The following is a 26,871-nucleotide window of genomic DNA, read 5'->3' as shown; positions in this document are numbered from 1 at the left end:
CAGTTAAGCCAGCCAGACCACACGCAGAGCCAGCATCAGTAAAACCACGCCAGACAAACGGTCAATGAGCTGTGCCCGGCTGCGCAGTTTTTCCAACACAGCAGGTCGGGATAAGATCAGCGCAATCAGGGTGTACCAGAGGCCGTCCACCAGCAGTGGCGTCGCCACGATAATCGCGCGATCACTCATTTGGCTGCCAACTGCAACGAACTGACTGAAAAGAGCCAGAAAAAACAGGGCCAGCTTCGGATTCAGAATGGAAATCATGATGCCATCCCTCGCCGCTTCCCCCAGACTGGCCGACGCTCCGGCTGACAGTTTCGCAGCCACGCCCCCTTTGGAGCGCAACGCGTTAATGCCTAAATAAGCTAAGTAGGCCGCACCAGAATACGTAATCACCTGAAACAGCAGCGGAGACTGCTTCAGCACCACCGCAAGCCCGAGTAAGGTCAGCAGAGCATACACCCCCACCCCAAAGGCGTGCGCCCAGGAAGTCGCTATCCCGTGCAGCTTACCGCCCGACAGACTGTGCTTTGCAACAACCGCCAGACTTGGCCCCGGTGACATCGCACCCAGCATGCAAATCATCAGTAGTGAAAGCCAGATCGTCAAAGTCATCCCTTCTCCTCAGGGCCATTTAGGCCTGTCTCAAAATTAAAGTTTATCTGGCCAGTGCTGCCAGCTTCCCGCCAGTCAGTTGCAGTAAATCAGCCGGGGACAGTTCAATTTCCAGCCCTCGGCGCCCGGCGCTGACACAAATGGTTTCGAATGAATTTGCCGATTCATCAAGAAAAGTCGGCAGTCGTTTTTTTTGTCCCAAAGGACTAATTCCGCCCACGATATAGCCTGTCGTTTTCTCCGCAATCGCAGGATCAGCCATATCCGCTTTCTTGGCCCCGGCCGCTTTTGCCGCCGCTTTCAGATCCAGCATTCCGGCAACCGGAACAACGGCCACAGCCAGTTGTTTAGGATCGCCATTACAGGCAAACAACAAGGTTTTGAATACACGTGCCGGATTCTGCCCCAGCACTTCAGCCGCTTCCATGCCGAAATTGCTATTGTTGGGATCATGCTGGTATTGATGAACTGTGTGGGCAATTTTATGCTTTTTGGCTAGATTGATTGCGGGTGTCATCCTGTCCTCCGAGATCTTTCGCTCCTCACTATATCGAACAGGTCTCATTTCGCCAAGGCAACTGAGATACAGACAGCAATAAAAAAGCTCACCTAAGTGCATAGGTGAGCTTGCATTGAGCCGTCGTCAGTTCGGATTAACGGTAAACAATCTCACCCTTTGGTGCAAAGCTATTCACGTTCACCGGGCTGTTGGCTTCCAGGTAATCTTTCAGCACTTCTGCATCAACAAAACCTGTGTTTACATAACCTGAGTGGCCCGTCAATTTAGGATAACCGTCACCGCCTGCGGCGTTAAAGCTCGGCACTGTGAAACGGTAAGTCTTGCTCGGTACCAAAGCTTTGCCGCCAATCTTCACATTGCTGACTTTGCCGTTCTTCACATCCATCCGGATGCCATAGAACTGGGCATAAGCGCCTGAGTCAACTGGTTTCGTGGCCACTTCATTCAGATAATCAAGCACTTCTGCACCTGTCATATCCGTGTAAGTCACCATGTTACCGAACGGCTGCACTTTCAGAACATCTTTATAGGTAATCGCACCACCCGGAATTGAGTCACGCACACCGCCGGAGTTCATGACCGCAAAATCTGCTTTGGCGCGCTGCATATGCGCCGCTGCAATCAAACGTCCCAAGTTCGTCTGTTTGAAACGCACCACATTCCGGTCGCCTTCCAGTTTGCCGTTTGACTCAGAAATTTTCACGTTCAGCTGAGCCTGACCACGCTCCTGATAAGGAGTCAGGAAGGCTTTCACCTCTGAGTTTTGAGGGATTTCCTTCTCAACAAACACTCTTTGTGAGGAACCATCAGCCAGCTGGATTTTCTTCTTCAGGTTCACAGGAACCAGATCATAACTGACCAGATTCAGCTCACCGTTCTTGAATTCAAAATCAGCGCGACCCACATATTTGCCCCACTCGTGCGCCTGAACGATCCAGGTACCATTCTGCTGATCCGGCTTACAGTCATCGCCTGGCTTGAATCCGTCATTGGCGACGTTCGGCGCTTCCATACAAACCGGCTCTTGCGAGTGACCACCGACGATCAGATCCAGATCACCCGGCTCCAGATAGCGCGCCAGAGCAACATCACCCGGGGCATTCACACCGCGGTTACCATTGACATAATGGCCCATGTGCGTCGCAGCGATAATCACATCCGGATGCTCAGTTTCTTTCAGTTCGGCAATCAGTGCTTTGGCTTCGGCTTTCGGATCGCGAAACTCAATGTTTCCGATATATTCCGGATTTCCGATTTTGGCCGTATCTTCCGTGGTCAGACCGATGACGGCAATTTTGATCCCTTGCTGTTCAAAAATCTGGTAAGGCTGGAACAGGCGTTTGCCTGTAGCCTTGTCATAAATGTTGGCAGACAGCATTGGGAAGTTCGCCCAGCCTTCCTGCTTGCGCAGCACATCCATCGGGTTATCAAACTCGTGGTTGCCCACAGCCATCGCATCGTAGCCAAGCATGTTCATGCCTTTGAAATCTGGCTCTGCATCCTGAAGATCGGATTCTGGCACCCCGGTATTAATATCACCGCCAGACAGTAACAGAGCGGTACCACCTTCTTCAGCGACATCAGCACGCAGTTCATCCAGCAAAGTCTTACGGGCAGCCATGCCATACTCACCATTACGGTTTGTCCAGAAACGGCCGTGATGATCGTTCGTATGAAGAATTGTGAACTTATAGGTCTGGTCTTGCTGCCAGCCGGCAGCCTGATCCTGGCTAGCGCATCCTGCCAGTGCCAATAACAGTCCCGCAGACAAGGCAGTACGGGTTAACAGTTTTGTGGTCATTTCATCACCTTACACAGTCTACTCTCATGGCGTGCCGCCCTCCGTGGTGGTGGCAGTGCCCAAAACGGTGTTCAGTGTAAAAGATTCAATTGCGACGTGGCAGGTGATTTCATCAGAGTGTTAAACCGATCACTATGCAATCGATATCATTTTTGATATTTGAAGGAGATAGCAGCAAAAACATCCCAGAAATGGGGAGCATTTCTCAAAACAAGAAATTTGATTCAGCCTGATTCCAGAACAGCCTGATGAGACTGATTCAACATCTCAATTTCCGGAGTGATAACCCGGCAGAAACAGTCATCCGAAACGCTTCCCACAGCAAGTCATTGAATTGACTGACAGGATCCGCCAATGGACAAATTTGTCCTCTCAAGAAACTCCGGATGAGATCCCGCTGGGCATCAGACATTCAGGACTATGCCTGAAAAATATCTCACCGATAAAATTTTCAGTCCTTCCGCCTTCCATAAGATAATCCTTTGAATTTGGAATACTTATCCCTTTTCAACAAACTTTTATGCCAATGCAAACAAAATATTAGTCACGCCTAATATTTAAGTTTATTCAGGCAGCCGTCGTATTAATATATGGAATTCAAGTGTTGCTACCCCCCATTTTTGTCACACTTTTTGTTGTGCAACATGATGAGCTAACACCGTTCTTCGTTTCCGTTCCATCCACCGAGACCCATAATGAAACTGAGCCTAAAGCAAAAACTCATCGGTGCCAGCTTATCTGCTGTCGTGGTTATGGCAACCGCGCTGACCTGGCTGGCCGCAAGCCAACTCAATCAACAAACTCAACACAGCATATTCAACCGTGCTGACAGCCTGAGCAAGACAGCCACTAAAGGGATCAGTGACTGGATTAATATACGTCTCAAGATTACCGGTGCGATCAAATCCTATGTGGAAGCTAACGAACCAGTTCCTTACCTTCAGCAAGCCCGCGATGCCGGCGGGTTTGCTCTGACCTATTTCGGAACCCCAACGGGTAAAATGGTCCGCTCAAATCCGGAACGGAATCGTGCAGGCTATGACCCGCGACAGCGCCCCTGGTACATTGCTGCCCAATCGACCAGTCAGCCTGTGATTACCTCGGCATACCATGATGCCATCACCAATGCGCTGCTGGTAACGCTGGCTGAGCCTGTCATGCGTAATGGTCAGCTGACTGCCGTCGTCGGTTCGGACGTGCTGATCGATCAGCTCATTTCTGATGTGATCAGTCTCGATGCCGGGAAAAAAGCTTACGCCATGCTGATTAACACTCAGGACAGCACCTTCCTCGCACACCCTGAAAAATCTCTGCTGCTCAAACCCATCAGCGGATACAGCCAGGAGCTGAGCATGAGCGATATCCAGAAAGCGGTCAGTTCCCGCAAGCTGGTGAACGAGGTCATCGATGGTGAAGATAAGCTGCTGTATTTCACAGAAGTACCGGGCACACCCTGGATTCTGGGTCTGGAGATGGACAAAGACACAGAAGAAGCGAGCCAGAGCGAACTGCTGACCCGGCTGATTCTGACCTCAATTGTCATTACTCTGGCTGTACTGGCTGCGGTTGCCTGGCTGGTTGGCTACCTGTTCCGCGATCTGGGCCGGGTATCTGAGGCACTGGCAGAAATTGCGACCGGTGAAGGCGATCTGACGCAACGTCTGGAACCTCGCAGTGATGACGAAGTCGGCCAGCTGGCTGATAACTTCAACCGCTTTGTCGGCAACATGCATGGCATGGTGATGCGTTTGCGCGATGTGTCCCAGTCGCTGAGTTCTCAGGCGCATCAGACTGCGTCACAGGCCGAAGAACGCAGCACCCGGATTCGTCACCAGCAGGATGAAATCAACATGGTGGCCACGGCTATCAATGAAATGGCTGCGGCAACGCAGGAAATTTCCGGCAATGCTGACAACACCGCGCGTACATCGACTGAAACTGTGCTGGCGGCCGAACACGGCGCAAAACAGGTTGAACAAAGCCAGCACTCCACCACCAGTCTGGCCGGTGAAGTAGAAACCGCGACCGATGTCATCAGTGAACTGAACCATCACGCGCAAAGCATCAACACCATTCTGTCGACCATTCAGAATATTGCCGAGCAAACCAACCTGCTGGCGCTGAATGCTGCAATTGAGGCAGCCCGTGCCGGTGAACAAGGTCGCGGCTTTGCCGTGGTTGCCGATGAAGTTCGTGTCCTGAGTCAGCGCACGCATGCTTCAACTCAGGAAATCCAGCAGATGATTGAAACGCTGCAGCAGACCACAGGTCGTGCCGTCGGCATTATGAGCGACAGCCGTCGTCTGGCAGAAACCAGTGTGGATGACGCCAATTCAGCGTCTGCCAGCCTGACTCAGATTATTTCTGCGATTACCAATATCAGTGATATGGCCACTCAGATTGCTTCTGCCGCGGAAGAGCAATCTTCTGTGACCTCTGAAATCACCCGCAACACCGAAGGCATTCGCGATGTGTCCAACGACCTGGCTCAGGAAGCCAGCGAAGCGGCACAGCAGGCTGCGCAATTGTCAGATCTGTCTCATGAACTGCAACAGGAAATCAGCCGCTTTAAGCTGTAATCCCGGATTCAGCAAGACTGGTTTCAGAAAAGCAGATTCAGAAGTACCAACAAAAACACCCCAAACGGGGTGTTTTTTTATTCCGGGTCGTTCAGGCTTATGCCGTGACGGCTATCCGCTGCTGATGCTTAATCAGCATAGCGATCACCGCACTGCCCGCCAGGAAGAAACAGTAATAAGAATGACTGACCACAGTCAGCGGGGATAAGCCGAAAACTGAACCCAGCAAAAGACCCTGCGCGCCATAAGGCAGGATTCCCTGAATTACACAGGAGAAAATATCCAGCAGGCTGGCCGAACGACGCGGTGTCACACCATTTTGTTCAGCAAGTTCACGGGCCACACCACCGGCGACGATAATGGCCACGGTATTATTGGCCGTACACAGATTCGTCAGGCTCACCAGACCGGCAATCCCCAGCTCACTGGCCTTCTGTGACTGCTCCCCTTCCTTACGGCCAAAGCCGCCAATCAGCCGGTTGATCAGCCGGGTCAGGAAAGCCAGTCCGCCCTGGCGGCGCATCAGCTCACCCATGCCGCCAATCAGCATAGAGAGCAGGAAAATTTCCTGCATGTTGCCGAATCCGGCATAGATATCCTGTCCCCAGTTCGCCAGACCATAGTCAGGCACAGACAGCAAACCGACACCACCTGCCAGAATGAGCCCGAGACTGAGAACAACAAATACATTCAGACCGGCCACGGCCAGAACCAGAATCGTGATATACGGCAATACTTTCAGCCATTCAATGCTGGTCACTGCAGGCGCTTGCGTCGGGGTCGATTCAAACAGAAACAGCAGGATCGCGGCAATCGCGGCCGGTAACGCAATCGCAATGTTCTCACGGAATTTATCGCGCATCGCACATCCCTGAGAACGGGTTGCCGCAATGGTGGTATCTGAAATGATCGACAGGTTATCGCCAAACATGGCGCCGCTCAGAACAACCCCGGCAGTCAGTGCTTTATCCAGGCCCGCAGTTTCTGCAATTCCCAGAGCAACCGGCGCGACGGCAGCGATCGTGCCCATGGATGTCCCCATAGCGGTCGCAATAAATGCTGCGATCACGAAAATACCCGGCAGAATCAGGCTGGATGGTAACAACGACAAACCAAGATTAACCGTGGCATCCACACCCCCGGTTGCTTTCGCGACGGCCGCAAAGGCACCGGCAAGCAGGTAGATCATGCACATTGCAATAATGTCGCTGTGGCCGACACCCCGCATGAACTGTTCGATGCTCTGATTCAGCCGGTCTTTACTCAGCAGAATGCCCACCAGCACTGCAGGTAAGGCAGCGACAGGTGCCGGTAACTGATAAAAAGCAAAGTCGACGCCCTGCCAGGTCAGATAGCTCCCCACCCCGATGAACAGAGCCAGAAAGACAGCAAGCGGTAATAACGCCAAAGCAGAGGGCGCTATGGTTTCCGAAGGATGTTGTGTTGAATCGTGCGACATGATCACTACAGCATATTATTTTGAATTGGCCGCATAGCCTAAGACTTACATCCACACGTGTCAACTTCTAGACGTCTAAACATCTAAATATGCATTTAATTGAAAAACTTTCAATAAATTAAACTTGCTGCATAGATGTCCGTAAAAACTAACCAGTTGAATATGTAACACTTATCGCTGACCGACAAATTTTTATCCTTAGAACGTCAATAATCGGTCGCCAATAACCCTTAAATTTCCATATACAACAGTCGTATAGCTATATAGAATTCTCAGGATTATTTTTCCTCACTTGTCACATTTTTTGTGCAACAAATGAGAAAAAATCAACATCAGCTTCCGTTCCATCCATCGAGACTCACAATGAAACTGACCCTAAAGCAAAAACTCATAGGTGCCAGCTTATCTGCCGTCGTGGTTATGGCAACCGCGCTGACATGGCTGGCTGCGAATCAACTTTATCAACAAACTCAAAACAGTATTTTCAGCCGCGCTGACAGCCTGAGCAAAACTGCGACCAAAGGGATCAGTGACTGGATCAGCATTCGCCGCAGCGTCACCAGTGCCGTCAAACCTTATGTACAAACCTCTGATCCAGTGCCTTTCCTGCAACAGGCGCGCAACGCCGGTGGTTTTGACGAAATTTATTTTGGTACGCCGGCCGGAGAAATGTTCCGTTCTTATCCGGAGCGTAACCGTGCAGGCTATGACCCGCGCCAGCGTCCCTGGTACATTGATGCCCAGTCCGCAAACAAACCAATCATCACCACGGCCTACCGTGATGCGGTGACCAATGCCTTGCTGGTCACCCTGGCTGAGCCGGTGAAGCAGAACGGTCAGCTGATTGCGGTGATCGGCTCTGACGTGCTGATTGATCAGCTCATCTCTGATGTGATCAGTCTGGATGCGGGCAAAAATGCTTACGCCATGCTGATTAACACACAGGACAATACCTTCCTGGCTCACCATGATCAGGGGCTGCTGCTGAAACCGGTCAACGGTTACAGCCAGGACCTGAGCATGAGTGACATCCAGCAGGCGGTCAACCGCGGCACTATTATCAGCGAATCCATCAATGGCGCAGACAAGCTGCTTTATTTTGCCGAAGTTCCCGGCACCCCGTGGATCCTGGGCCTGGAAATGGACAAGACCACGGAAGAAGCCAGCCAAAGCCAGCTTCTGACTCGCCTGATCATCACCTCAATCATCATTACACTGATTGTCCTGGCAGCCGTTGCCTGGCTGGTCGGGTTCCTGTTCCGCGATCTGGGCCGAGTCTCTGATGCACTGGCTGAAATTGCGACCGGTGAAGGCGATCTGACGCAACGCCTGGAACCACGCAGCGATGATGAAGTGGGCCAACTGGCACATAACTTCAACCGCTTTGTGGGCAACATGCACGGCATGGTCACCCGCCTGCGGGATGTTTCCCAGTCGCTGAGTTCTCAGGCGCATCAGACAGCTTCTCAGGCTGAAGAGCGCAGCACCCGGATTCGTCATCAGCAGGATGAGATCAACATGGTCGCCACGGCTATCAATGAGATGGCTGCTGCAACCCAGGAAATTGCCGGTAACGCCGACAACACCGCCCGCACATCGACCGAAACGGTCAAAGCGGCTGAACATGGTGCCGAGCAGGTTGAACAAAGCCAGTCTTCAACCACCAGCCTTGCCGGTGAAGTGGAAACCGCGACGGATGTCATCAGTGAACTGAATCATCATGCGCAAAGCATTACCACCATTCTGTCGACCATTCAGAACATTGCTGAGCAAACCAACCTGCTGGCGCTGAATGCTGCGATTGAAGCGGCCCGTGCCGGTGAGCAGGGTCGTGGTTTTGCCGTGGTTGCCGATGAGGTCCGTGTCCTGAGTCAGCGCACGCATGCTTCGACGCAGGAAATTCAGCAGATGATCGAAACGCTGCAGCAGACCACTGGCCGTGCCGTCGGTATTATGGGCGACAGCCGTCGTCTGGCAGAAACCAGTGTGGATGATGCCAATTCGGCATCTGCCAGCCTGATTCAGATTATTTCAGCGATCACCAACATCAGCGATATGGCGACCCAGATTGCGTCGGCGGCGGAAGAGCAGTCTTCGGTCACCTCTGAAATCACCCGCAATACGGAAGGCATTCGCGACGTGTCAAACGAACTGGCTCTGGAAGCCGGTGAAGCTGCACAACAGGCGGCTCAGCTGTCTGAACTGTCACACGAACTGCAACAGGAAATCAGCCGCTTTAAGCTGTGATCCTTCCGGCCCGGTTAACAGACCGGGCCGGAATTCCTGAATAAACAATAAAAATTTAACAATAAAAAAGGGTGTCTGCTGACACCCTTTTTTATTGATTTTTGCTGCTAACTGCGAATTACTGGATATCGATCGGCTCGAAGCTCTTCACCAGGTCATCCAGCTGTTTGATCTGGTTCAGGAATGGTTCCAGCTTATCCAGCGGGAAGGCTGACGGACCATCACAACGCGCTTCATTCGGGTTCGGGTGCGCTTCCATAAACAGACCGGCAATCCCAGCTGCCATTCCGGCACGCGCCAGTGTCACGGTTTGCTCACGACGACCACCAGATGCTGCGCCCAGCGGATCACGGCACTGCAGTGCATGCGTCACGTCGAAAATGATCGGGCTGCCCTTCGATGCCTGTTTCATGACATCAAAGCCCAGCATGTCAACAACCAGGTTATCGTAGCCATGCAGCGCACCGCGCTCACACAGAATGATCTGGTCGTTATTGCATTCAGCGAACTTCTCGACGATATTGCCCACCTGACCCGGGCTCATGAACTGTGGTTTCTTCACATTGATCACGGCACCGGTTTTCGCCATCGCTTCAACCAGATCGGTCTGACGCGCCAGGAAAGCAGGCAGCTGAATCACATCTACCACTTCAGACACCGGCTGGCACTGATACTGCTCGTGAATATCCGTGATGATTTTCACCCCGAAGGTATCTTTCAGTTCCTGAAAAATTTTCAGGCCTTCTTCCATTCCCGGACCACGGTAAGAATGAACCGAAGAACGGTTTGCCTTGTCGAAGGAAGCCTTGAACACATAAGGAATGCCCAGCTTTTCAGTGACTTTGACGTAGTGCTCACAGATCTGCATCGCCAGATCACGCGATTCCAGAACGTTCATACCACCAAACAGCACAAAGGCTTTATCGTTAGCGACCTCAATGTCACCAATACGAACCACTTTCTGTTGCATGCTTCTACTCTTCTTTTCTGTCAATTCGTTCAGAACGCTCAGTGCAGCACCTGCGTCTGTGCACTCAGGACTTTCACCTGCAGCTTCAGCAGCTCGGCAGCCGGGTCTTCCGGGCACTGTTCAATGAAATAGGTATAGTCCATTGCGGCCGCATGACTGCATTCCAGTTGCTGATAAATATAGCCCCGGTCGCGGATTTCATGCGGATCCCCCGGACGTAACAGTAAAGCCAGATCGCTGCAACGCAGTGCGTCGGCATACTGTTCTTCTCTTAAGAGGGCACTTTTCAGCACAGTCAGCCAGCGGGCCAGCACATCGGTATGGCTCGTAGCCGTGAGATAACTGTCCCGCCACGGTGCCAGCGGACCTTTATGGCCTTTCAGCCAGGCCCCCAGCGTTTTCTGACTGACAAACTCACCATCAAAAGGATTGATAAACTGGGTGTCGGCATCCGGCCAGTCAACGCGCAGGATATATTGGGTTGGAAAAGCGACGCCGGAAACCGGCAATTCAAGATGCTGGGCAATGTACATGAAGACGGCACCCAGGCTCACCGGGATCCCTTTGCGTCGCTCCAGTACCTTATCCAGATATGCGTTTTCGGCCGCATAGTACTGGTTGCGATCGCCGCTGAATCCCCATTCTCGGTAAAACAGGCGGATCAAGCCTTCCAGACGCAAATGCGGATTCGTTTCAGACATCAGGGCCGCTTCAGCTTCTTTCACCAACTTGGCGAGCTGCAACCGTACCCATTGCGCAGGAAATCCGGGTTCCAGATCCATCATCAGATCAATTGCACCTTCGACCAGGGTCACCGCTTCGTAATCTCGGCTTTCATCGTTGAACTGCATCTGTCTTACCCCAGCAATGGCAGTTTTGTCACAGCCAGCTTCCCGGCCATTGCTAACCAGCCCAGGGCTCCCAGGAATGCGAAAGTCTTGAAGACCTTATTTTTGCCATATTTCAGGGCAAAGAAACCCAGTGCTATATAGGCCAGCACGCAGGTCAGTTTTTCAGTCAGCCAACTCGCACCCGCAGTGAACGGAATAAAGCCAGTGTACAGGATCAGCGCAATACCGCTCAGCAGCAGAAAGGTATCCACCACATGTGGAGTCACTTTCAGGACTTTTTTCTGCAGCAACGGTGAATCTGCCATCATCAGGCCAAAACGGACGACAAACAGCAGAGCGCTCAGCGCGATAATCGTTAAATGAAAATGTTTCAGTGCTATGTACATCTGGTTTTTCTCTTTATCGTTTCCTTCGAATAATACCGACCCGATCGTAATGATCAGACAGACCAGCAGCCTAAGCTTACTCTGTCCAGGCCCGCATAATCCTGAACGGTCATCACTTCCTGATAACCGAGTTGTTCAAAAATATTCCGGACGGCTTCGCCTTGCTGATAGCCATGCTCCAGCAATAACCAGCCCCCCGGCGTCAAAAACCTTCTGCTTTGTTCGCAGATATGACGAATATCCGCCAGACCCGCCTCTTCTGCCACCAGCGCCGTCCGGGGTTCAAAACGGACGTCTCCCTGACTCAGGTGCAGATCCGCTTCGTCAATATAAGGCGGATTGCTGACAATGACCGCAAAACGCTCATCCTCAGATAACGGGCTGAACCAGCTTCCGCAAAGAATCCGGGCATTACTGATTTGCAGACGCTGGCGGTTTTCTTCTGCCAGCACAGCCGCATCCGGCCGGACATCAATCCCGGTGAAGCGGCAATCGGGCCGTTCAGAGGCCAGAGACAGCGCAATCGCGCCTGTGCCGGTGCCCAGATCAAGCACGGCGGAGCCTGCAGGAATTTTTTCCAGCGCAACTTCGACCAGCCGCTCTGTATCCGGGCGTGGGATAAGCGTATGAGATGCAACTTTGAATGGCAGCGACCAGAACTCACGTTCGCCGACAATGTAAGCGACCGGCTCTCCGGTCTGACGACGGGCCAGCAGCGCTGAAAATGCATCCGACTCTGCATCCGACAGCGCTTTTTCTGGCCAGGTCAGCAGATAACTGCGGGGCTTGCCAAGCACATGACACAGCAAAACCGCCGCATCAATTTGCGGACTGTCTGAGCCTGAAGCGGACAATTGAGCCACAGCCTGCTTCAGGGCAGAGTCAATCGAAGGGTTCATCAGTTTTGATCAGCCATGGCTGCCAGCAAATCAGCCTGGTGTTCCTGCAGGACAGGATCAATCAGACTGTTCAGCTCGCCTTCCATCACTTCATTCAGACGGTAAAGCGTCAGGTTAATCCGGTGATCCGAGACCCGGCCCTGCGGGTAGTTGTAGGTCCGGATACGGTCGGAACGGTCACCCGAGCCCAGCAGATTTCGGCGCGTGCTGGCTTCTTCAGCATGACGCTTTTCTTCCTCGGCTTTGATAATACGGGCGGCCAGAACAGACATCGCCTTGGCTTTGTTTTTGTGCTGGGAACGCTCGTCCTGACACTCAACCACAATGCCTGTTGGTAAGTGAGTAATCCGAATAGCAGAGTCTGTGGTGTTAACGTGCTGACCACCGGCACCGGATGCGCGGAAAGTATCGATTTTCAGATCCCCGGCATTGATCTCCGGAATTTCCGCTTCAGGAATTTCAGGCAGAATCGCCACGGTACAGGCAGAGGTATGGACCCGCCCCTGAGATTCAGTCGCTGGCACCCGCTGAACACGGTGGCCGCCAGACTCAAATTTCAGGACGCCGTATGCCCCTTCTCCGCTGACTTTGGCGATCATCTCTTTATAACCGCCATGTTCAGCCGGGTTGGAACTCATCACCTCAACCCGCCAGCGGCGGCTTTCAGCAAATTTGCTGTACATGCGGAACAGGTCACCGGCAAAGATACCGGCTTCATCACCGCCGGCACCGGCACGGATTTCAATAAAGCAGTTGCGCTCATCATTCGGATCTTTCGGCAGCAACAGAACCTGCAGCTCATCTTCCAGACGTTCGATATCGCTTTTAGCCTGCTTGATTTCATCCTGCGCCATTTCGCGCAATTCCGGGTCATCCTCTCCCGCCATTTCTTCGGCTGTGGCCAAATCTGACTGTGCCTGCTGGTAGGCACGGAAGCATGTACTCACTTCCTCAAGCTGCGAATATTCCCGGGACAAAGCACGGAATTTATCCTGGTCAGCAATGATTGCAGCATCACCCAGCAAATGCTGCACTTCCTCATGGCGTTCAACCAGGGATTCTAATTTCGCTAAAATGGACGGTTTCATCATGTTTACAACGTCAGATCCTAATAACGACCCGCGATGCCCGCTCGGCATGGCGTGTCAGAAAATAATTCAGTTCGCGTTACCAGCACCTTGCGGCCCGGTTACTCTTTGAGGCCATCCAGCCCCAGGGTTTCACGGATCACAGCCAGTTTTTCCGGTTCACCGTCTTGCGCAGCCTGCTGCATTGCCTTGGTCGGCGCGTGGATCAGTTTATTCGTCAGCCGGTTGCTGAGCTCTGTCAGGACTTTTTCCGGAGAACTGCCGTTCGCCAGCGCCTGCAGGCTTCGGCTCAGCAGGTCATGCTTCACTTCATCAGCATAACAACGATATTGGCGGATACTGTCGACCGCTTCCAGTGAACGCAGCCAGTGCATAAACGCTGCACTTTCCTCACTGACAATCGCCTCAGCCTGAATCGCCGCCACTTTTCGCTGCTCGCGGTTCCGTTCCACAATACTCTGCAAATCATCCACCGAATACAGATAAGCATCTTCCAGCTCACCCACCTCAGGTTCAACATCCCTCGGCACGGCAATATCCACCAGCAACATTGGCTGATGGCGACGCATTTTCAGCGCCTTTTCAACCATTCCCTTGCCGACGATAGGCAGCGGGCTGGCGGTGGCGCTGATCACGATATCCGCCCGATGAATATGCTCCGGGATCTCCGGCAGGCTGATCACCTCTGCACCAAATTCATCGGCCAGCGTCTGCGCCCGTTCCAGGGTGCGGTTGGCGATAATAATCTTTCGGCAGCCGTGTTCTACCATATGGCGAGCGACCAGTTCAGTAGTCTCACCGGCACCGATGAGCAGCACGCTCGCTTTACTCATCGATTCAAAAATTTGTTTTGCCAGCGTACAGGCAGCAAATGCCACCGACACAGCATTGCCGCCGATATCGGTTTCTGTTCTGACTCGCTTTGCCACCGAGAATGCTTTCTGAAACAGTTTCTCCAGCATGCCGTGCATGACTTCATGCTTTCGCGAATCCGAATAAGACTGCTTCACCTGCCCCAGAATCTGCGGCTCTCCCAACACCAGAGAATCCAGACCACATGCCACACGCATTAAGTGCCTGACCGCCGCCTGCTCCTCATGGAAATACAAACTCGGCATCAGTTCTTCGGCAGGCAAATCATGAAAACGGCTCAGCCAGTCGATCATGACACCCGGGCCGGTGTGTGAAACATCGCAGTAAATTTCCGTCCTGTTGCAGGTAGAAACGATCACACCACTGCTTACTTCCGGGTGCTGTGCCAGTGTCTCCAGCGCTTCGGTCAGTTTCTCCGGCGAAAAGGCAACACGCTCACGCAGGTCAACAGACGCTGTTTTGTGATTGATTCCTAATGCAAGCAAGGTCATGGAGGTGGTGTTACCTACTTCTCGATGATAAAGATCCAGCGGCGCATTTTACTTGATGCCCCTGCGTAATAAAAGGATATGACTCGATTCTGTATGCCGGAACACGTTTTCTTGCGTCCCGGCAACGATTCAAAAACTGACTTTACAGACAATTTTTACAAATGTCATGAACCTGAGGCGTACAGATTCTGAAAATAAAGTCATGCTATGATAGCGCTTTAATGTATTTCTTAATGAAGAAGATAAACACGCAATTCAGCTCTTGCTGACATTCAGGGGAATTTTATGCAAAAGGCGTTTTCGCCCCTTTCTGCGCTGACTGATGGTCTGATGGCCGGACAGCGCTTTATCCGGTCGCTCCGTCCGGCCCGAGCATTGTTCACGGGCAGCCTGATCATTTTACTGGCCGGTTGTACAACAACCCCAAAAATCAGTCAGATCACCACCGACTGGGAAACACACCAGAAAGCATTATCCGCCATCTCTGCCTTTCAGGCGAACGGAAAGCTGGGCTATATCAGCCCGGAGCAGCGCTTTACCGCAAACCTGAGCTGGAAAACCAATACGGGCTCCGATCATCTGCTGCTGACCAATTTTCTTGGTTCGACCTTGCTGAAGCTCGACAGCCAGCCGGGCCGGGCTGTTCTCATTGATAATGACGGCAAACGCTATCAGGGAAGCGATCCTGCGCAGCTGGTGCTGTCTCTGACCCATATCTCCCTGCCGATTAATCAGATGCGGGACTGGCTGCTGGGATTACCTACAGGTGCCGATACGTATCAGCTCAATGCTGAAAACCGGGTGGCCTATCTGGCAAAAGAAGTCGGAGGCCAGCTGTGGCAGCTTGACTACAACGCTTACGATGAAAGCGTCTCCCCGGCCTTACCCAGCAAACTGGTACTTTCGCAGGGTGATAAACGCATCAAACTGGTGATCAGCCGCTGGCAGACTCAAAAATAACAGACACAGACTTCAATGATGAACACACAAACGACAAGCTGGCCTGCGCCCGCTAAACTTAATTTGTTTCTGTACATTACCGGCCAACGCCCTGACGGGTACCACGAACTGCAAACCTTATTTCAGTTTCTGGATTACGGCGACACCTTAACGATCACCGCCCGCCCGGACGATGTGATCACTTTAACGCCAGCCGTTGAAGGCGTGGCACTTGAAGATAATCTGATTTACCGGGCGGCAGATTCGCTGCGCCGCAAAGCCGGGATTACCGCGGGAGCAGATATTGGCATCCGGAAAGTTCTCCCCATGGGCGGAGGCCTGGGTGGCGGCTCATCAAATGCCGCAACCGCACTGGTTGCATTAAACTTTCTCTGGCAAACCGGGCTCAGCACGGATGAACTGGCCGAAATCGGGCTGGCTCTGGGGGCGGATGTACCGGTTTTCGTCCGTGGTTTCAGCGCCTTTGCAGAAGGCATTGGTGAGCAGTTACAACCGGCAGAACCCGAGGAAAAATGGTACCTGGTGGCCAAACCTGAGGTCAGCATTGCAACGGTAGATGTATTCACAGCTCCCGATTTAACGCGAAATACGCCGAAACGCCAGTTAAATGTGCTGTTGGACAGCAAATACGAAAACGATTGCGAAAAAATCGTGAGAAGAATTTACCCTGAGGTTGATATGGCGCTTTCGTGGCTGTTAGAATACGCGCCGTCGAGATTGACCGGCACTGGCGCTTGTGTTTTTGCTGAATTTAGCTCTCAGCAAGCGGCTACTGCAACCCTGAAAAAACTACCCGACTGGCTCCGTGGTTTTGTCGCGAAAGGGGTGAATCAGTCACCTTTGATGACGGCCCTGAGTGAACATGCTGCAGAAAGTCAGTCAATACAACTTGGACGCAACTGAGGTTTACCCCGTGCCTGATATGAAGCTGTTTGCTGGTAACGCTACACCAGAGCTAGCCCAACGCATCGCTGACCGTCTTTACATTTCACTAGGAGACGCGACAGTGAACCGTTTCTCCGATGGTGAAGTCTGTGTTCAGATTAATGAGAACGTCCGCGGTAGCGACGTCTTTATCATTCAATCGACTTGCGCCCCTACCAACGATAACCTGATGGAACTGGTGGTTATGATTGACGCGCTGCGTCGCGCTTCCGCTGGCCGTATCACTGCCGTTATCCCTTACTTTGGCTATGCCCGCCAAGACCGCCGCGTCCGTTCTGCTCGTGTTCCTATCACGGCTAAAGTTGTTGCTGACTTCCTGTCGAACGTAGGTGTTGACCGCGTCCTGACCGTTGACCTGCACGCCGAACAGATCCAGGGCTTCTTCGACGTACCGGTAGACAACATCTTCGGTTCTCCGGTACTGCTGGAAGATATGCTGGCGAAGAAACTGGAAGATCCAGTTGTCGTTTCTCCGGATATCGGCGGCGTTGTCCGTGCCCGTGCAACGGCAAAACTGCTGGACGATACCGATATCGCCATCATCGACAAGCGCCGTCCACGTGCGAACGTTTCTCAGGTGATGCATCTGATTGGTGATGTTGAAGGCCGTGACTGTATCATCGTGGATGACATGATCGACACTGGCGGTACCCTGTGTAAAGCTGCCGAAGCCCTGAAAGAGCGCGGCGCACGTCGTGTCTTTGCCTACGCAACTCACCCGGTTTTCTCTGGCAATGCACCGGAAAACATCAAAAATTCTGTGATTGACGAAGTCATTGTGACGGACTCGATTACACTGTCTCAAGCCATGTTGGATACCGGCAAAGTCTCTGTTCTGAGCCTGTCTGGTATGCTGGCTGAAGCCATCCGTCGTATCAGCAACGAAGAGTCTATCTCTGCGATGTTCGAGCACTAATCGCTCAGAATAACTGAACGACAGCCAACACGCCTCGCCCAGTGCGGGGCGTGTTTGTTTTTATTTATCTCCTCAGCGGTGGTAACATAGCGCGCGTTTTGATCCCGACGACATAGAGAGACCAGCGTGAGTCAAAAAATCCGTTTACTGGTTGGCCTGGCAAATCCGGGTCCGGAATATGCCAAAACACGCCATAATGCAGGGGCCTGGGTGGTTGAAGAGCTGGCCAGAATCCACAACATCAGCCTGAAAAACGATCCAAAATATTTTGGTCTGACAGGCCGGATCCAACTGAACGGTGAAGATCTGCGTTTGCTGATCCCAACAACTTTTATGAACTTGTCGGGCAAGTCCGTTTCCTCGCTGGCTAATTTCTTCCAGATCACTCCGGAAGAAATTCTGGTCGCACATGATGAGCTGGATCTGCCGCCAGGGGTGGCAAAGTTCAAACAGGGCGGCGGCCATGGTGGCCATAATGGGTTGCGCGATATCATCAGCAAACTGGGCAACAACAAGAATTTCTACCGTCTGCGGGTCGGCATCGGCCATCCCGGGGACAAAAACAAAGTAACCGGCTTCGTACTGGGCAAAGCCCCTGTCGGCGAACAATCCATGATTGACGCTGCCGTTGACGAATCCGTTCGCTGCCTTGATATCTGGCTGAAAGACGGTCTGACCAAGGCACAAAACCGGCTTCATTCGTTCAAAGCCGAGTAAGTTTAATCTGACTTTTTCACCATCCCGCCCGAAAGCGGGATGCCGGAAGCATCACTAAAGGGTTTCAAGCCATGGGTTTTAAATGTGGTATCGTGGGCCTGCCGAACGTAGGTAAATCCACACTTTTCAATGCATTAACGAAAGCAGGCATCGAGGCAGCTAACTTCCCGTTCTGTACGATCGAGCCAAATACCGGCGTGGTTCCTGTGCCTGATCTGCGTCTGGATAAACTGGCGGCAATCGTCAATCCTGAGCGCATCCTGCCGACGACCATGGAATTCGTTGATATCGCAGGTCTTGTTGCCGGTGCTTCTAAAGGTGAAGGTCTGGGCAATAAATTCCTGGCGAACATCCGTGAAACCGATGCGATTGGCCATGTTGTTCGCTGCTTCGAAAACGACAACATCGTGCACGTTGCCGGCAAGATCAACCCGCTGGACGATATTGAAATCATCAATCTTGAGCTGGCACTGGCCGATCTGGATACCTGTGAGCGTGCCATTCAGCGCCAGGCCAAACGTGCCAAAGGCGGTGACAAAGATGCGAAATTTGAAATCACTGTACTGGAAAAAATGCTGCCGACACTGACTGAAGGTGGTATGGCACGTTCCGTTGAGCTGACGAAAGAAGAAAAAGCAGCGATTGATTACCTGAACTTCCTGACGCTGAAGCCAACCATGTACATCGCAAACGTCAGCGAAGATGGCTTCGAAAACAACCCGCATCTGGAAATGGTGATTGAACACGCCAGCAAAGAAAACGCCGTCGTGGTTCCGGTTTGTGCGGCAATCGAATCTGAAATTGCTGAGCTGGACGATGCAGATCGTGAAGAGTTCCTGGCAGATCTGGGCATTGAAGAACCGGGCCTGAACCGTGTGATCCGTTCCGGTTATGAGCTGCTGAATCTGCAGACTTACTTCACCGCTGGTGTGAAAGAAGTCCGCGCCTGGACCATTCCTGTCGGCGCAACTGCACCTCAGGCTGCCGGTAAGATCCACACCGACTTTGAAAAGGGCTTTATCCGCGCTGAAGTTGTCGGTTACGAGCACTTTATCGAGTTCAATGGCGAAAGTGGTGCGAAAGAAGCTGGTAAATGGCGTCTGGAAGGTAAAGATTACATCGTAAAAGACGGCGATGTGGTTCACTTCCGTTTCAACGTCTGATGCAAAGCGAAAAACCTACACTTCAGGGCCGGCATTTGCCGGCCCTTTTTTTGCGGAATGAACAAGGTTGCTGATTTTTTACCCGCCAAATCACTGACCTAGCATGGCATTCGGTCATTTCGTCCAAATAACCACCGAACAAGCAGATTTTCTGGGGATTCTTAAAAAAACTATTGACGCTCCAGACAGGGATAAGCATAATGCGCCCCGTTCCCGAGACAGCGCCTGATGAAAAGGCAACAGTGAAAACTGGCTGAATCGGCATGATGGCTACGTAGCTCAGTTGGTTAGAGCACATCACTCATAATGATGGGGTCACAGGTTCGAATCCCGTCGTAGCCACCATTCTCACCTCGAGTGAGAAACAGATGTCATTCCATGCGGTGGTGGCGGAATTGGTAGACGCGCTAGCTTCAGGTGCTAGTGTCCGCAAGGACGTGAGAGTTCAAGTCTCTCCCTCCGCACCAATGACATCCGGCCTTGTAAAGGCAAACAATATGCGGAAATGGCGGAATTGGTAGACGCACCAGATTTAGGTTCTGGCGCCGCAAGGTGTGAGAGTTCAAGTCTCTCTTTCCGCACCATGTAGGGCTATCGCCAAGCGGTAAGGCAACGGGTTTTGATCCCGTCATCCCCTGGTTCGAATCCAGGTAGCCCTGCCATATTCAAAACGTGGGTCTTTTGACCGGCGTTGGTACAAAATTGATGGCTACGTAGCTCAGTTGGTTAGAGCACATCACTCATAATGATGGGGTCACAGGTTCGAATCCCGTCGTAGCCACCATAATTTGCCCGAAAGGCAAATCGTTCACCCAGCGTATTGCGGTGGTGGCGGAATTGGTAGACGCGCTAGCTTCAGGTGCTAGTGTCCGCAAGGACGTGAGAGTTCAAGTCTCTCCCTCCGCACCAATCTCTGAGGTGAACACGAAAGAAATAACGGTAAAATTATTTCTTTCTTGAATAGCACAATACTTTGTGACATTCTGCAGGGCTATCGCCAAGCGGTAAGGCAACGGGTTTTGATCCCGTCATCCCCTGGTTCGAATCCAGGTAGCCCTGCCATTTTCAAAACGTAGGCAACGCCGGCGTTGAACACAAAGTGGCTACGTAGCTCAGTTGGTTAGAGCACATCACTCATAATGATGGGGTCACAGGTTCGAATCCCGTCGTAGCCACCATTCTCACCTCGAGTGAGAAACAAGATGTCATTCCACGCGGTGGTGGCGGAATTGGTAGACGCGCTAGCTTCAGGTGCTAGTGTCCGCAAGGACGTGAGAGTTCAAGTCTCTCCCTCCGCACCAATGACATCCGGCCTTGTAAAGGCAAACAATATGCGGAAATGGCGGAATTGGTAGACGCACCAGATTTAGGTTCTGGCGCCGCAAGGTGTGAGAGTTCAAGTCTCTCTTTCCGCACCATATAGGGCTATCGCCAAGCGGTAAGGCAACGGGTTTTGATCCCGTCATCCCCTGGTTCGAATCCAGGTAGCCCTGCCATCTGTTTAAAGATAACGAGTATTACCAGCTCGGTGTCTTCTCCGGTGAATACCGGAAGCAGATACAGAATATGTATCTGATTGAAAAGTCACACAATGCGGTGGTGGCGGAATTGGTAGACGCGCTAGCTTCAGGTGCTAGTGTCCGCAAGGACGTGAGAGTTCAAGTCTCTCCCTCCGCACCAATGACTTTTCTGATGTCTCAGACATCCAACAATTTGCGGAAGTGGCGGAATTGGTAGACGCACCAGATTTAGGTTCTGGCGCCGCAAGGTGTGAGAGTTCAAGTCTCTCCTTCCGCACCATTTAGGGCTATCGCCAAGCGGTAAGGCAACGGGTTTTGATCCCGTCATCCCCTGGTTCGAATCCAGGTAGCCCTGCCATTATTCAAGGTACCGAGCTTTACCATCTCGATATCTTTCCTGCTCAAGCAGGTAAATACCACGTGCGGTGGTGGCGGAATTGGTAGACGCGCTAGCTTCAGGTGCTAGTGTCCGCAAGGACGTGAGAGTTCAAGTCTCTCCCTCCGCACCAACTTTCGATCTGATTCAGATCATCAGCAGGGCTATCGCCAAGCGGTAAGGCAACGGGTTTTGATCCCGTCATCCCCTGGTTCGAATCCAGGTAGCCCTGCCATTTACAAAACGTTTTTTACGTTTGTAAATTGGCTACGTAGCTCAGTTGGTTAGAGCACATCACTCATAATGATGGGGTCACAGGTTCGAATCCCGTCGTAGCCACCATTTACTCCCCTACCAGGTGTAAATGGAAAAAAGAGTCAATACACGCGGTGGTGGCGGAATTGGTAGACGCGCTAGCTTCAGGTGCTAGTGCCCGCAAGGGCGTGAGAGTTCAAGTCTCTCCCTCCGCACCAATTGACTTCTTTGTAAATAAGTTGCACTCTAGGGCTATCGCCAAGCGGTAAGGCAACGGGTTTTGATCCCGTCATCCCCTGGTTCGAATCCAGGTAGCCCTGCCATTATTCAAGGTACCGAGCTTTACCATCTCGATATCTTTCCTGCTCAGACAGGTAAATACCACGTGCGGTGGTGGCGGAATTGGTAGACGCGCTAGCTTCAGGTGCTAGTGTCCGCAAGGACGTGAGAGTTCAAGTCTCTCCCTCCGCACCAACTTTCTCTCATACAGAAAGTTATTAAAATCCGGATAGGCTACCCTGTCATATCCATGCAATCAACCAGCGAAAGCTGGTTTTTTTGTCTCTGTTGCCCCCCTTTGCCAGAATACAGAACAAGAAAAAGCCACACACAGGTGGCTTTCGCATTTGTCATTATCCTGAATCTTGAATTACAACCCTAAAGCATATTTCAGCACTTGGTGCTTCAGTGGCCCCGTGTGTTCGGCCAGCCTGAGTCCCAGATTCCGCAGCATCACAACAGGTTTCAGATCATTACTGAAAGCTTTATAGAACACATCCATCCCCGTTTGCATCAGCAGGTTATCCGGACGGCGTCGTTGTTCGTAACGCTTAAGCACCTGGGTTTCAAACCAGTACTGGCCGCCGTTTGCCATTTCATCCAGCAAAACCTCCACATCTTTGAACCCCAGGTTCACACCCTGCCCTGCCAATGGATTAATGGTATGTGCGGCATCACCGAGCAAGACAATACCATCCGAATAATAGGACTGCGCATGCCGCCGGGTCAGCGGAAAACTGCCTCGGTTCAGCACTTTAATTGGCCCCAGTTCAGCCGGAAACGTCCTGAAAATTTCTGTTTCCAGTTGTACCGATGTCATCGCCGATAACTGTTTGATCCGGGCCGGGCTGTCATACCAGACCAGCGATCCCTGATGGCCGGGCAATGGCAGGAAAGAACGAGGTCCTTGCGGCGTGAACTGCTGCCAGGTGATATCCTGCTGCGGCAACTCAGTTTCCACATTGATCAGCATACAATGCTGGCGGTAATCCCAGGCGGTGATCCCAATGTTGGCCTGCTGGCGCACACGGGAGTTTGCACCATCCGCACCAACCAGCCAACGGGATTGCAGTACCTGACCGTTATCCAGCGTCACTTGATAACCCGCTTCATGACGGTCAAAATGGGCAAGCCGTGCCGGGCAAATCAGTGTCAGATTCGGCAGACTTTCAAAAGCCTGCCACAGCCCCAGCTGAATCAGACGATTTTCGACCATAAAACCCAGCTCTGGCAGTCCCAGATCTGCGGCATTGAACCGGGTCCGGCACTCCGGATGTTCCCAGGTTTCCAGCCGTCTGAACGGGCAAAGCCGCATCGCGCAAATACTGTCCCAGGCATTCAGTCGCTTCAGGAGTTTCACCGACTGGGCCGAGATTGCAGAGACCCGCAGATCCATCGCCTGGCTTTCATTGAAAGGTGCGGGGCGCTCCCCCTCAATCACCGCCACTTTCCGCCCCTGACGGGCCATTCCCAGTGCCGCTGCTGCACCAACCATACCGCCGCCGGCGATCACTACATCAAACTGTTCCATGCTGGTATCTCAATTCATTGCAATGCCGACATTCTAACGGCTTTCCGCAAGTTGACCACCTTCAAGCTGAAGTCCGCAGTCAATTCAATCCGCTTTGTCCCTGAAGCTTGATCTCTGCCGGACTGTCTACGTTTCTAAACACAACGCCTGCCGGTTTTATAATCAGCATTGATGATCTGGTCAGGCCGTGTCGAAAGCAGTACAATACGCGGCTTGCAATTTAAGCTGGCCCACAGTAGAGGGATTTTAGGCCCTTCAACTCCCGGCCGACGCTGCATCAGCAGCAGAAAATGCACCGAATTAACACTACGAGTGAAGAGTTAGACATGGCGAAGAAACTGCTTATCAAAACCTGGGGCTGTCAGATGAACGAATACGATTCATCCAAAATGGCCGATCTTCTCAACGCTAATGGCGGTTATGAATTAACAGAAGAACCAGAAGAAGCAGATGTACTGCTGCTGAACACCTGCTCGATCCGTGAAAAAGCTCAGGAAAAAGTTTTCCATCAGCTTGGCCGCTGGAAAACACTGAAAGACAAAAAACCGGATCTGGTGATTGGTGTCGGTGGCTGTGTAGCGACTCAGGAAGGGGATTCCATTCGTGAACGTGCTCCTTACGTAGACGTCATTTTTGGCCCTCAGACACTGCACCGTCTGCCGGAAATGATTTCTCAGTCGCAGTCATCTGAAGCGCCGGTCATGGATATCTCTTTCCCTGAGATTGAGAAATTCGACAGCCTGCCAGAACCACGGGCAGAAGGTCCGACAGCATTCGTTTCCATCATGGAAGGCTGCTCAAAATACTGTACTTTCTGTGTTGTTCCTTACACTCGTGGTGAAGAAGTCAGCCGTCCGCTGGACGATGTATTGTTCGAAATCGCACAACTGGCTGAGCAGGGCGTTCGTGAAGTCAACCTGCTGGGCCAGAACGTGAACGCCTTCCGTGGTGCAACTCATGATGGTGAAATCGCTTCTTTTGCTGAATTGTTGCGCCTGGTTGCCGCTATCGACGGCATTGACCGGATTCGTTACACCACCAGCCACCCGATTGAGTTTACGGACGACATCATTGAGGTCTACAAAGACACGCCGGAAGTGGTCAGCTTCCTGCACCTGCCGGTACAGAGCGGCTCAGACCGGATTCTGGCGATGATGAAGCGCCCGCATACGGCCATTGAGTACAAATCAAAAATCCGTAAGCTGCGTCAGGCCCGTCCTGAAATCACCATCAGTTCAGACTTTATCGTGGCGTTCCCGGGCGAATCCGATCAGGATTTCCAGGATACAATGAAGCTGATCCGCGAAATTGATTTCGACATGAGCTTCAGCTTCATTTATTCCCCTCGTCCGGGAACCCCGGCTGCAGATTACCCGTGTGATCTGCCTGAAGATGTGAAGAAACAGCGCCTGTATGAACTGCAGCAGCAGATCAATACCCAGGCCATGCGTTACTCACGTCAGATGCTGGATACAGAGCAGCGCATTCTGGTTGAAGGTCCATCAAAGAAAAACATTATGGAACTGCGCGGCCGTACCGAAAACAACCGGGTCGTGAACTTTGAAGGCTCTGTGGATTTGATCGGTCAGTTTGTCGATGTCAAAATCACGGACGTATTCAACAATTCCCTGCGTGGTGAACTGGTCCGCACTGAGGCTGACATGAACCTGCGTATTGCCATGTCTCCGAGTGAGGTCATGGAGAAAACCCGTAAAGAAGATGAATTGGGTGTAGGCGTTTATACTCCTTAATAAGAGGACAGAAATATCTGCCCATGCCCAGTTATACCGGCCGCCCGTCACAGTGGGCGGCCTATTGAGAGGCAAATCTTGAGCAAAATTATTACTGTTGAACTGAATCTCGAACCCGCCGATAACCACCGCCTGGCCAGCCTTTGCGGTCCATTCGACGACAACATCAAGCAACTGGAACGCCGCCTCGGCGTTGAAATCAATCACCGCAGCCACAGTTTCAGTATCGTCGGTCAGCCACATACGGCCGAAGCGACAGCGAATATCCTGAAAGATCTGTATGTTGACACCGCCCCGGTGCGCAATGTGATCCCGGATATTGAACCGGAACAAATTCATCTGGCCATTAAAGAATCCGGCGTTCTGGAACAGGATGTCAGTTCAAGCATCCCTTACGGCAAAGAAATTCACATCAAGACCAAAAAAGGGGTGATTAAACCGCGTACCCCAAATCAGGCCCAGTACATTGCCAACATGGTCGGCCATGATATTACCTTTGGTGTGGGACCGGCTGGTACTGGGAAAACCTATCTGGCTGTTGCAGCTGCCGTTGATGCACTGGAACGTCAGGAAATCCGTCGGATCTTGCTGACCCGCCCTGCGGTTGAAGCCGGCGAAAAACTGGGGTTCCTGCCGGGGGATCTGAGCCAGAAAGTCGACCCTTATCTGCGCCCGCTCTACGATGCCCTGTTTGAAATGCTGGGTTTCGAGCGCGTCGAAAAGCTGATCGAACGCAATGTCATTGAAGTTGCCCCGCTGGCCTATATGCGCGGCCGCACACTGAACGATGCCTTTATCATCCTGGATGAAAGCCAGAATACCACGGTCGAACAGATGAAAATGTTCCTGACCCGGATTGGTTTTAACTCCCGTGCAGTCATCACCGGCGACGTCACTCAGATTGACCTGCCGCGCGGTGCCCGCTCCGGTCTTCGTCATGCCATTGAAGTTCTGGCCGATGTTGATGAGATCAGCTTTAACTTCTTCCAGGCCACCGACGTGGTTCGCCACCCGGTTGTCGCCCGAATTGTTCAAGCGTACGAAGTCTGGGAAACCGAAGATCAGAAACAACGTAAACTGGCTGAACAGCGTCGCCGTGAACAACAGGAAGCGCGTCAGGTCAGCTCTGAAACGGAATAATCACACAGATGTCAGTTTATCTGGATTTACAGCTTGCCACTGCTGATGAAAGTGGCATGCCAGCGGTAGCCGACTTCCAGCGCTGGCTGGAAGCCGCCGTAACGCCATTTCAGGCGGATGCTGAAGTCACGGTCCGGCTGGTCGATGAAGCTGAAAGTCAGACCCTGAACCGGGACTACCGGGGGAAAGACAAGCCGACCAATGTGCTGTCATTTCCATTCGAAGCCCCGCCGGGTGTTGAGCTGGAACTGCTGGGCGATCTGATTATCTGTCGCCAGGTCGTTGAAAAAGAAGCTGAGGAGCAGAATAAACCCCTGCTCGCGCACTGGGCACATATGGTTGTACACGGCTCGCTTCATCTGCTAGGTTATGACCATATTGAAGATGACGAAGCCGAAGAAATGGAAGCTCTGGAAACCGAAATTATGCAAGGTTTAGGGTTTGCCAATCCTTACGAGGCTGACCAATACTAACATCAGCCCTGGCCGTCATCGCCAGAAATACAGTCGGTTGCTTTTCAGGAACCGGCTTTCCGT

21 protein-coding genes and 20 tRNA genes are annotated in these 26,871 nt (G+C 52.2%); 30 read left to right on the top strand and 11 right to left on the bottom strand.

Features of this window, described 5'->3' with window-relative positions:
* Nucleotides 1–3: 3 nt before the first annotated feature.
* The 3 genes from L4174_RS03815 to ushA form a co-directional block, all read right to left on the bottom strand.
* Nucleotides 4–618 carry a LysE family translocator gene (locus L4174_RS03815; RefSeq protein WP_248143463.1) on the bottom strand — a complete coding sequence of 205 codons (615 nt, stop codon included), beginning with the start codon at nt 616–618 and terminating at the stop codon, nt 4–6.
* A 43-nt stretch (nt 619–661) separates the two neighbouring features.
* The gene (ybaK, locus tag L4174_RS03810) at nt 662–1,135 is read right to left on the bottom strand and encodes a Cys-tRNA(Pro) deacylase (protein ID WP_248143462.1); all 474 of its coding nucleotides are present in this window, start codon (nt 1,133–1,135) and stop codon (nt 662–664) included.
* A 136-nt stretch (nt 1,136–1,271) separates the two neighbouring features.
* Complete coding sequence (ushA, locus tag L4174_RS03805; protein WP_248143461.1) at nt 1,272–2,939, bottom strand: bifunctional UDP-sugar hydrolase/5'-nucleotidase UshA; 1,668 nt, start codon at nt 2,937–2,939, stop codon at nt 1,272–1,274.
* Nucleotides 2,940–3,634: 695 nt separating this feature from the next.
* On the opposite strand from ushA, the gene L4174_RS03800 reads away from it, so the two are divergent.
* Nucleotides 3,635–5,518 carry a methyl-accepting chemotaxis protein gene (locus L4174_RS03800; RefSeq protein ID WP_248143460.1) on the top strand — a complete coding sequence of 628 codons (1,884 nt, stop codon included), beginning with the start codon at nt 3,635–3,637 and terminating at the stop codon, nt 5,516–5,518.
* Nucleotides 5,519–5,615: 97 nt separating this feature from the next.
* On the opposite strand, the gene L4174_RS03795 is transcribed toward L4174_RS03800, so the two are convergent.
* Nucleotides 5,616–6,977 carry a Na+/H+ antiporter NhaC family protein gene (locus L4174_RS03795; protein WP_248143459.1) on the bottom strand — a complete coding sequence of 454 codons (1,362 nt, stop codon included), beginning with the start codon at nt 6,975–6,977 and terminating at the stop codon, nt 5,616–5,618.
* A 363-nt stretch (nt 6,978–7,340) separates the two neighbouring features.
* Here L4174_RS03795 and L4174_RS03790 point away from each other — a divergent pair, with 363 nt between their 5' ends.
* A complete protein-coding gene (locus L4174_RS03790; RefSeq protein ID WP_248143458.1) occupies nt 7,341–9,224 on the top strand; it encodes a methyl-accepting chemotaxis protein in 1,884 nt (627 codons plus the stop codon).
* Between the two features lie 118 nt (nt 9,225–9,342).
* Here L4174_RS03790 and kdsA read toward each other — a convergent pair whose 3' ends face one another.
* The 6 genes from kdsA to hemA form a co-directional block, all read right to left on the bottom strand.
* Nucleotides 9,343–10,194, bottom strand: a complete 852-nt coding sequence (gene kdsA, locus L4174_RS03785; RefSeq protein WP_248143457.1) for a 3-deoxy-8-phosphooctulonate synthase — start codon at nt 10,192–10,194, stop codon at nt 9,343–9,345.
* 38 nt (nt 10,195–10,232) lie between these two features.
* Nucleotides 10,233–11,045 (bottom strand): SirB1 family protein, encoded by an 813-nt coding sequence (locus L4174_RS03780; protein WP_248143456.1) that lies wholly within the window; start codon nt 11,043–11,045, stop codon nt 10,233–10,235.
* 5 nt (nt 11,046–11,050) lie between these two features.
* Complete coding sequence (locus tag L4174_RS03775; protein ID WP_248143455.1) at nt 11,051–11,431, bottom strand: SirB2 family protein; 381 nt, start codon at nt 11,429–11,431, stop codon at nt 11,051–11,053.
* 53 nt (nt 11,432–11,484) lie between these two features.
* Entirely contained in the window at nt 11,485–12,330 is an 846-nt protein-coding gene (gene prmC / locus L4174_RS03770; RefSeq protein ID WP_248143454.1) for a peptide chain release factor N(5)-glutamine methyltransferase, read from the bottom strand.
* Nucleotides 12,330–13,418 (bottom strand): peptide chain release factor 1, encoded by a 1,089-nt coding sequence (gene prfA / locus L4174_RS03765; RefSeq protein WP_248143836.1) that lies wholly within the window; start codon nt 13,416–13,418, stop codon nt 12,330–12,332. Before prfA ends, prmC begins: the two co-directional genes overlap by 1 nt.
* A 101-nt stretch (nt 13,419–13,519) precedes the next feature.
* A complete protein-coding gene (hemA, locus tag L4174_RS03760; protein WP_248143453.1) occupies nt 13,520–14,782 on the bottom strand; it encodes a glutamyl-tRNA reductase in 1,263 nt (420 codons plus the stop codon).
* A 285-nt stretch (nt 14,783–15,067) separates the two neighbouring features.
* Here hemA and lolB point away from each other — a divergent pair, with 285 nt between their 5' ends.
* The 25 genes from lolB (at nt 15,068) to L4174_RS03635 (ending at nt 22,108) form a co-directional block, all read left to right on the top strand.
* Nucleotides 15,068–15,742: a lipoprotein insertase outer membrane protein LolB gene (gene lolB, locus L4174_RS03755; protein ID WP_248143452.1), complete on the top strand. Its 675-nt coding sequence runs from the start codon at nt 15,068–15,070 to the stop codon at nt 15,740–15,742.
* Between the two features lie 18 nt (nt 15,743–15,760).
* Nucleotides 15,761–16,645: a 4-(cytidine 5'-diphospho)-2-C-methyl-D-erythritol kinase gene (gene ispE, locus L4174_RS03750; protein ID WP_248143835.1), complete on the top strand. Its 885-nt coding sequence runs from the start codon at nt 15,761–15,763 to the stop codon at nt 16,643–16,645.
* Between the two features lie 10 nt (nt 16,646–16,655).
* Nucleotides 16,656–17,603, top strand: coding sequence for a ribose-phosphate pyrophosphokinase (locus L4174_RS03745; protein WP_248143451.1), 948 nt, complete (start codon nt 16,656–16,658; stop codon nt 17,601–17,603).
* A 126-nt stretch (nt 17,604–17,729) separates the two neighbouring features.
* Nucleotides 17,730–18,320 (top strand): aminoacyl-tRNA hydrolase, encoded by a 591-nt coding sequence (gene pth / locus L4174_RS03740; RefSeq protein ID WP_248143449.1) that lies wholly within the window; start codon nt 17,730–17,732, stop codon nt 18,318–18,320.
* Between the two features lie 71 nt (nt 18,321–18,391).
* Entirely contained in the window at nt 18,392–19,483 is a 1,092-nt protein-coding gene (gene ychF / locus L4174_RS03735) for a redox-regulated ATPase YchF (RefSeq protein ID WP_248143448.1), read from the top strand.
* 268 nt (nt 19,484–19,751) lie between these two features.
* Nucleotides 19,752–19,828: transfer RNA gene (locus L4174_RS03730), tRNA-Met, on the top strand.
* Between the two features lie 35 nt (nt 19,829–19,863).
* A tRNA-Leu gene (locus L4174_RS03725) sits at nt 19,864–19,950 on the top strand.
* Nucleotides 19,951–19,982: 32 nt separating this feature from the next.
* A tRNA-Leu gene (locus L4174_RS03720) sits at nt 19,983–20,067 on the top strand.
* A 3-nt stretch (nt 20,068–20,070) separates the two neighbouring features.
* A tRNA-Gln gene (locus L4174_RS03715) sits at nt 20,071–20,145 on the top strand.
* 45 nt (nt 20,146–20,190) lie between these two features.
* Nucleotides 20,191–20,267, top strand: a tRNA-Met gene (locus L4174_RS03710).
* 38 nt (nt 20,268–20,305) lie between these two features.
* Nucleotides 20,306–20,392: transfer RNA gene (locus L4174_RS03705), tRNA-Leu, on the top strand.
* A 78-nt stretch (nt 20,393–20,470) separates the two neighbouring features.
* Nucleotides 20,471–20,545, top strand: a tRNA-Gln gene (locus L4174_RS03700).
* 39 nt (nt 20,546–20,584) lie between these two features.
* Nucleotides 20,585–20,661 (top strand) — tRNA-Met (locus L4174_RS03695).
* A gap of 36 nt (nt 20,662–20,697) precedes the next feature.
* A tRNA-Leu gene (locus tag L4174_RS03690) sits at nt 20,698–20,784 on the top strand.
* 32 nt (nt 20,785–20,816) lie between these two features.
* Nucleotides 20,817–20,901 (top strand) — tRNA-Leu (locus L4174_RS03685).
* A gap of 3 nt (nt 20,902–20,904) precedes the next feature.
* Nucleotides 20,905–20,979 (top strand) — tRNA-Gln (locus L4174_RS03680).
* A 97-nt stretch (nt 20,980–21,076) separates the two neighbouring features.
* Nucleotides 21,077–21,163 (top strand) — tRNA-Leu (locus L4174_RS03675).
* 35 nt (nt 21,164–21,198) lie between these two features.
* A tRNA-Leu gene (locus L4174_RS03670) sits at nt 21,199–21,283 on the top strand.
* A gap of 3 nt (nt 21,284–21,286) precedes the next feature.
* Nucleotides 21,287–21,361, top strand: a tRNA-Gln gene (locus L4174_RS03665).
* Nucleotides 21,362–21,425: 64 nt separating this feature from the next.
* Nucleotides 21,426–21,512: transfer RNA gene (locus L4174_RS03660), tRNA-Leu, on the top strand.
* A 27-nt stretch (nt 21,513–21,539) separates the two neighbouring features.
* Nucleotides 21,540–21,614, top strand: a tRNA-Gln gene (locus tag L4174_RS03655).
* Nucleotides 21,615–21,644: 30 nt separating this feature from the next.
* A tRNA-Met gene (locus L4174_RS03650) sits at nt 21,645–21,721 on the top strand.
* 44 nt (nt 21,722–21,765) lie between these two features.
* Nucleotides 21,766–21,852: transfer RNA gene (locus L4174_RS03645), tRNA-Leu, on the top strand.
* 30 nt (nt 21,853–21,882) lie between these two features.
* Nucleotides 21,883–21,957: transfer RNA gene (locus tag L4174_RS03640), tRNA-Gln, on the top strand.
* Between the two features lie 64 nt (nt 21,958–22,021).
* Nucleotides 22,022–22,108 (top strand) — tRNA-Leu (locus L4174_RS03635).
* Nucleotides 22,109–22,283: 175 nt separating this feature from the next.
* Here the strand turns inward: L4174_RS03635 and L4174_RS03630 are convergent.
* Nucleotides 22,284–23,444: a 2-octaprenyl-3-methyl-6-methoxy-1,4-benzoquinol hydroxylase gene (locus L4174_RS03630; protein WP_248143446.1), complete on the bottom strand. Its 1,161-nt coding sequence runs from the start codon at nt 23,442–23,444 to the stop codon at nt 22,284–22,286.
* Nucleotides 23,445–23,770: 326 nt separating this feature from the next.
* On the opposite strand from L4174_RS03630, the gene miaB reads away from it, so the two are divergent.
* From miaB to ybeY, 3 genes are all read left to right on the top strand, one after another.
* Complete coding sequence (gene miaB, locus L4174_RS03625) at nt 23,771–25,195, top strand: tRNA (N6-isopentenyl adenosine(37)-C2)-methylthiotransferase MiaB (protein WP_248143444.1); 1,425 nt, start codon at nt 23,771–23,773, stop codon at nt 25,193–25,195.
* 75 nt (nt 25,196–25,270) lie between these two features.
* Nucleotides 25,271–26,335, top strand: coding sequence for a PhoH family protein (locus L4174_RS03620; protein WP_248143834.1), 1,065 nt, complete (start codon nt 25,271–25,273; stop codon nt 26,333–26,335).
* An 8-nt stretch (nt 26,336–26,343) separates the two neighbouring features.
* Nucleotides 26,344–26,808 carry an rRNA maturation RNase YbeY gene (gene ybeY, locus L4174_RS03615; protein WP_248143442.1) on the top strand — a complete coding sequence of 155 codons (465 nt, stop codon included), beginning with the start codon at nt 26,344–26,346 and terminating at the stop codon, nt 26,806–26,808.
* The last annotated feature ends 63 nt before the right edge of the window (nt 26,809–26,871 follow it).

The sequence above is a fragment of the Photobacterium sp. CCB-ST2H9 genome, from assembly GCF_023151555.2.
GTDB lineage: Bacteria > Pseudomonadota > Gammaproteobacteria > Enterobacterales > Vibrionaceae > Photobacterium.
Note: the sequence above shows the minus strand (reverse complement) of the source record. Positions and strands in the feature narration are given on the sequence as shown.

Excerpts from the sequence above, each read along its gene's own strand:
- L4174_RS03815 (WP_248143463.1), bottom strand. The coding sequence starts at position 618 with ATGACTTTGACGATCTGGCTTTCACTACTGATGATTTGCATGCTGGGT.
- ybaK (WP_248143462.1), bottom strand. The coding sequence starts at position 1,135 with ATGACACCCGCAATCAATCTAGCCAAAAAGCATAAAATTGCCCACACA.
- ushA (WP_248143461.1), bottom strand. The coding sequence starts at position 2,939 with ATGACCACAAAACTGTTAACCCGTACTGCCTTGTCTGCGGGACTGTTA.
- L4174_RS03800 (WP_248143460.1), top strand. The coding sequence starts at position 3,635 with ATGAAACTGAGCCTAAAGCAAAAACTCATCGGTGCCAGCTTATCTGCT.
- L4174_RS03795 (WP_248143459.1), bottom strand. The coding sequence starts at position 6,977 with ATGTCGCACGATTCAACACAACATCCTTCGGAAACCATAGCGCCCTCT.
- L4174_RS03790 (WP_248143458.1), top strand. The coding sequence starts at position 7,341 with ATGAAACTGACCCTAAAGCAAAAACTCATAGGTGCCAGCTTATCTGCC.
- kdsA (WP_248143457.1), bottom strand. The coding sequence starts at position 10,194 with ATGCAACAGAAAGTGGTTCGTATTGGTGACATTGAGGTCGCTAACGAT.
- L4174_RS03780 (WP_248143456.1), bottom strand. The coding sequence starts at position 11,045 with ATGCAGTTCAACGATGAAAGCCGAGATTACGAAGCGGTGACCCTGGTC.
- L4174_RS03775 (WP_248143455.1), bottom strand. The coding sequence starts at position 11,431 with ATGTACATAGCACTGAAACATTTTCATTTAACGATTATCGCGCTGAGC.
- prmC (WP_248143454.1), bottom strand. The coding sequence starts at position 12,330 with ATGAACCCTTCGATTGACTCTGCCCTGAAGCAGGCTGTGGCTCAATTG.
- prfA (WP_248143836.1), bottom strand. The coding sequence starts at position 13,418 with ATGAAACCGTCCATTTTAGCGAAATTAGAATCCCTGGTTGAACGCCAT.
- hemA (WP_248143453.1), bottom strand. The coding sequence starts at position 14,782 with ATGACCTTGCTTGCATTAGGAATCAATCACAAAACAGCGTCTGTTGAC.
- lolB (WP_248143452.1), top strand. The coding sequence starts at position 15,068 with ATGCAAAAGGCGTTTTCGCCCCTTTCTGCGCTGACTGATGGTCTGATG.
- ispE (WP_248143835.1), top strand. The coding sequence starts at position 15,761 with ATGAACACACAAACGACAAGCTGGCCTGCGCCCGCTAAACTTAATTTG.
- ychF (WP_248143448.1), top strand. The coding sequence starts at position 18,392 with ATGGGTTTTAAATGTGGTATCGTGGGCCTGCCGAACGTAGGTAAATCC.
- L4174_RS03630 (WP_248143446.1), bottom strand. The coding sequence starts at position 23,444 with ATGGAACAGTTTGATGTAGTGATCGCCGGCGGCGGTATGGTTGGTGCA.
- miaB (WP_248143444.1), top strand. The coding sequence starts at position 23,771 with ATGGCGAAGAAACTGCTTATCAAAACCTGGGGCTGTCAGATGAACGAA.
- ybeY (WP_248143442.1), top strand. The coding sequence starts at position 26,344 with ATGTCAGTTTATCTGGATTTACAGCTTGCCACTGCTGATGAAAGTGGC.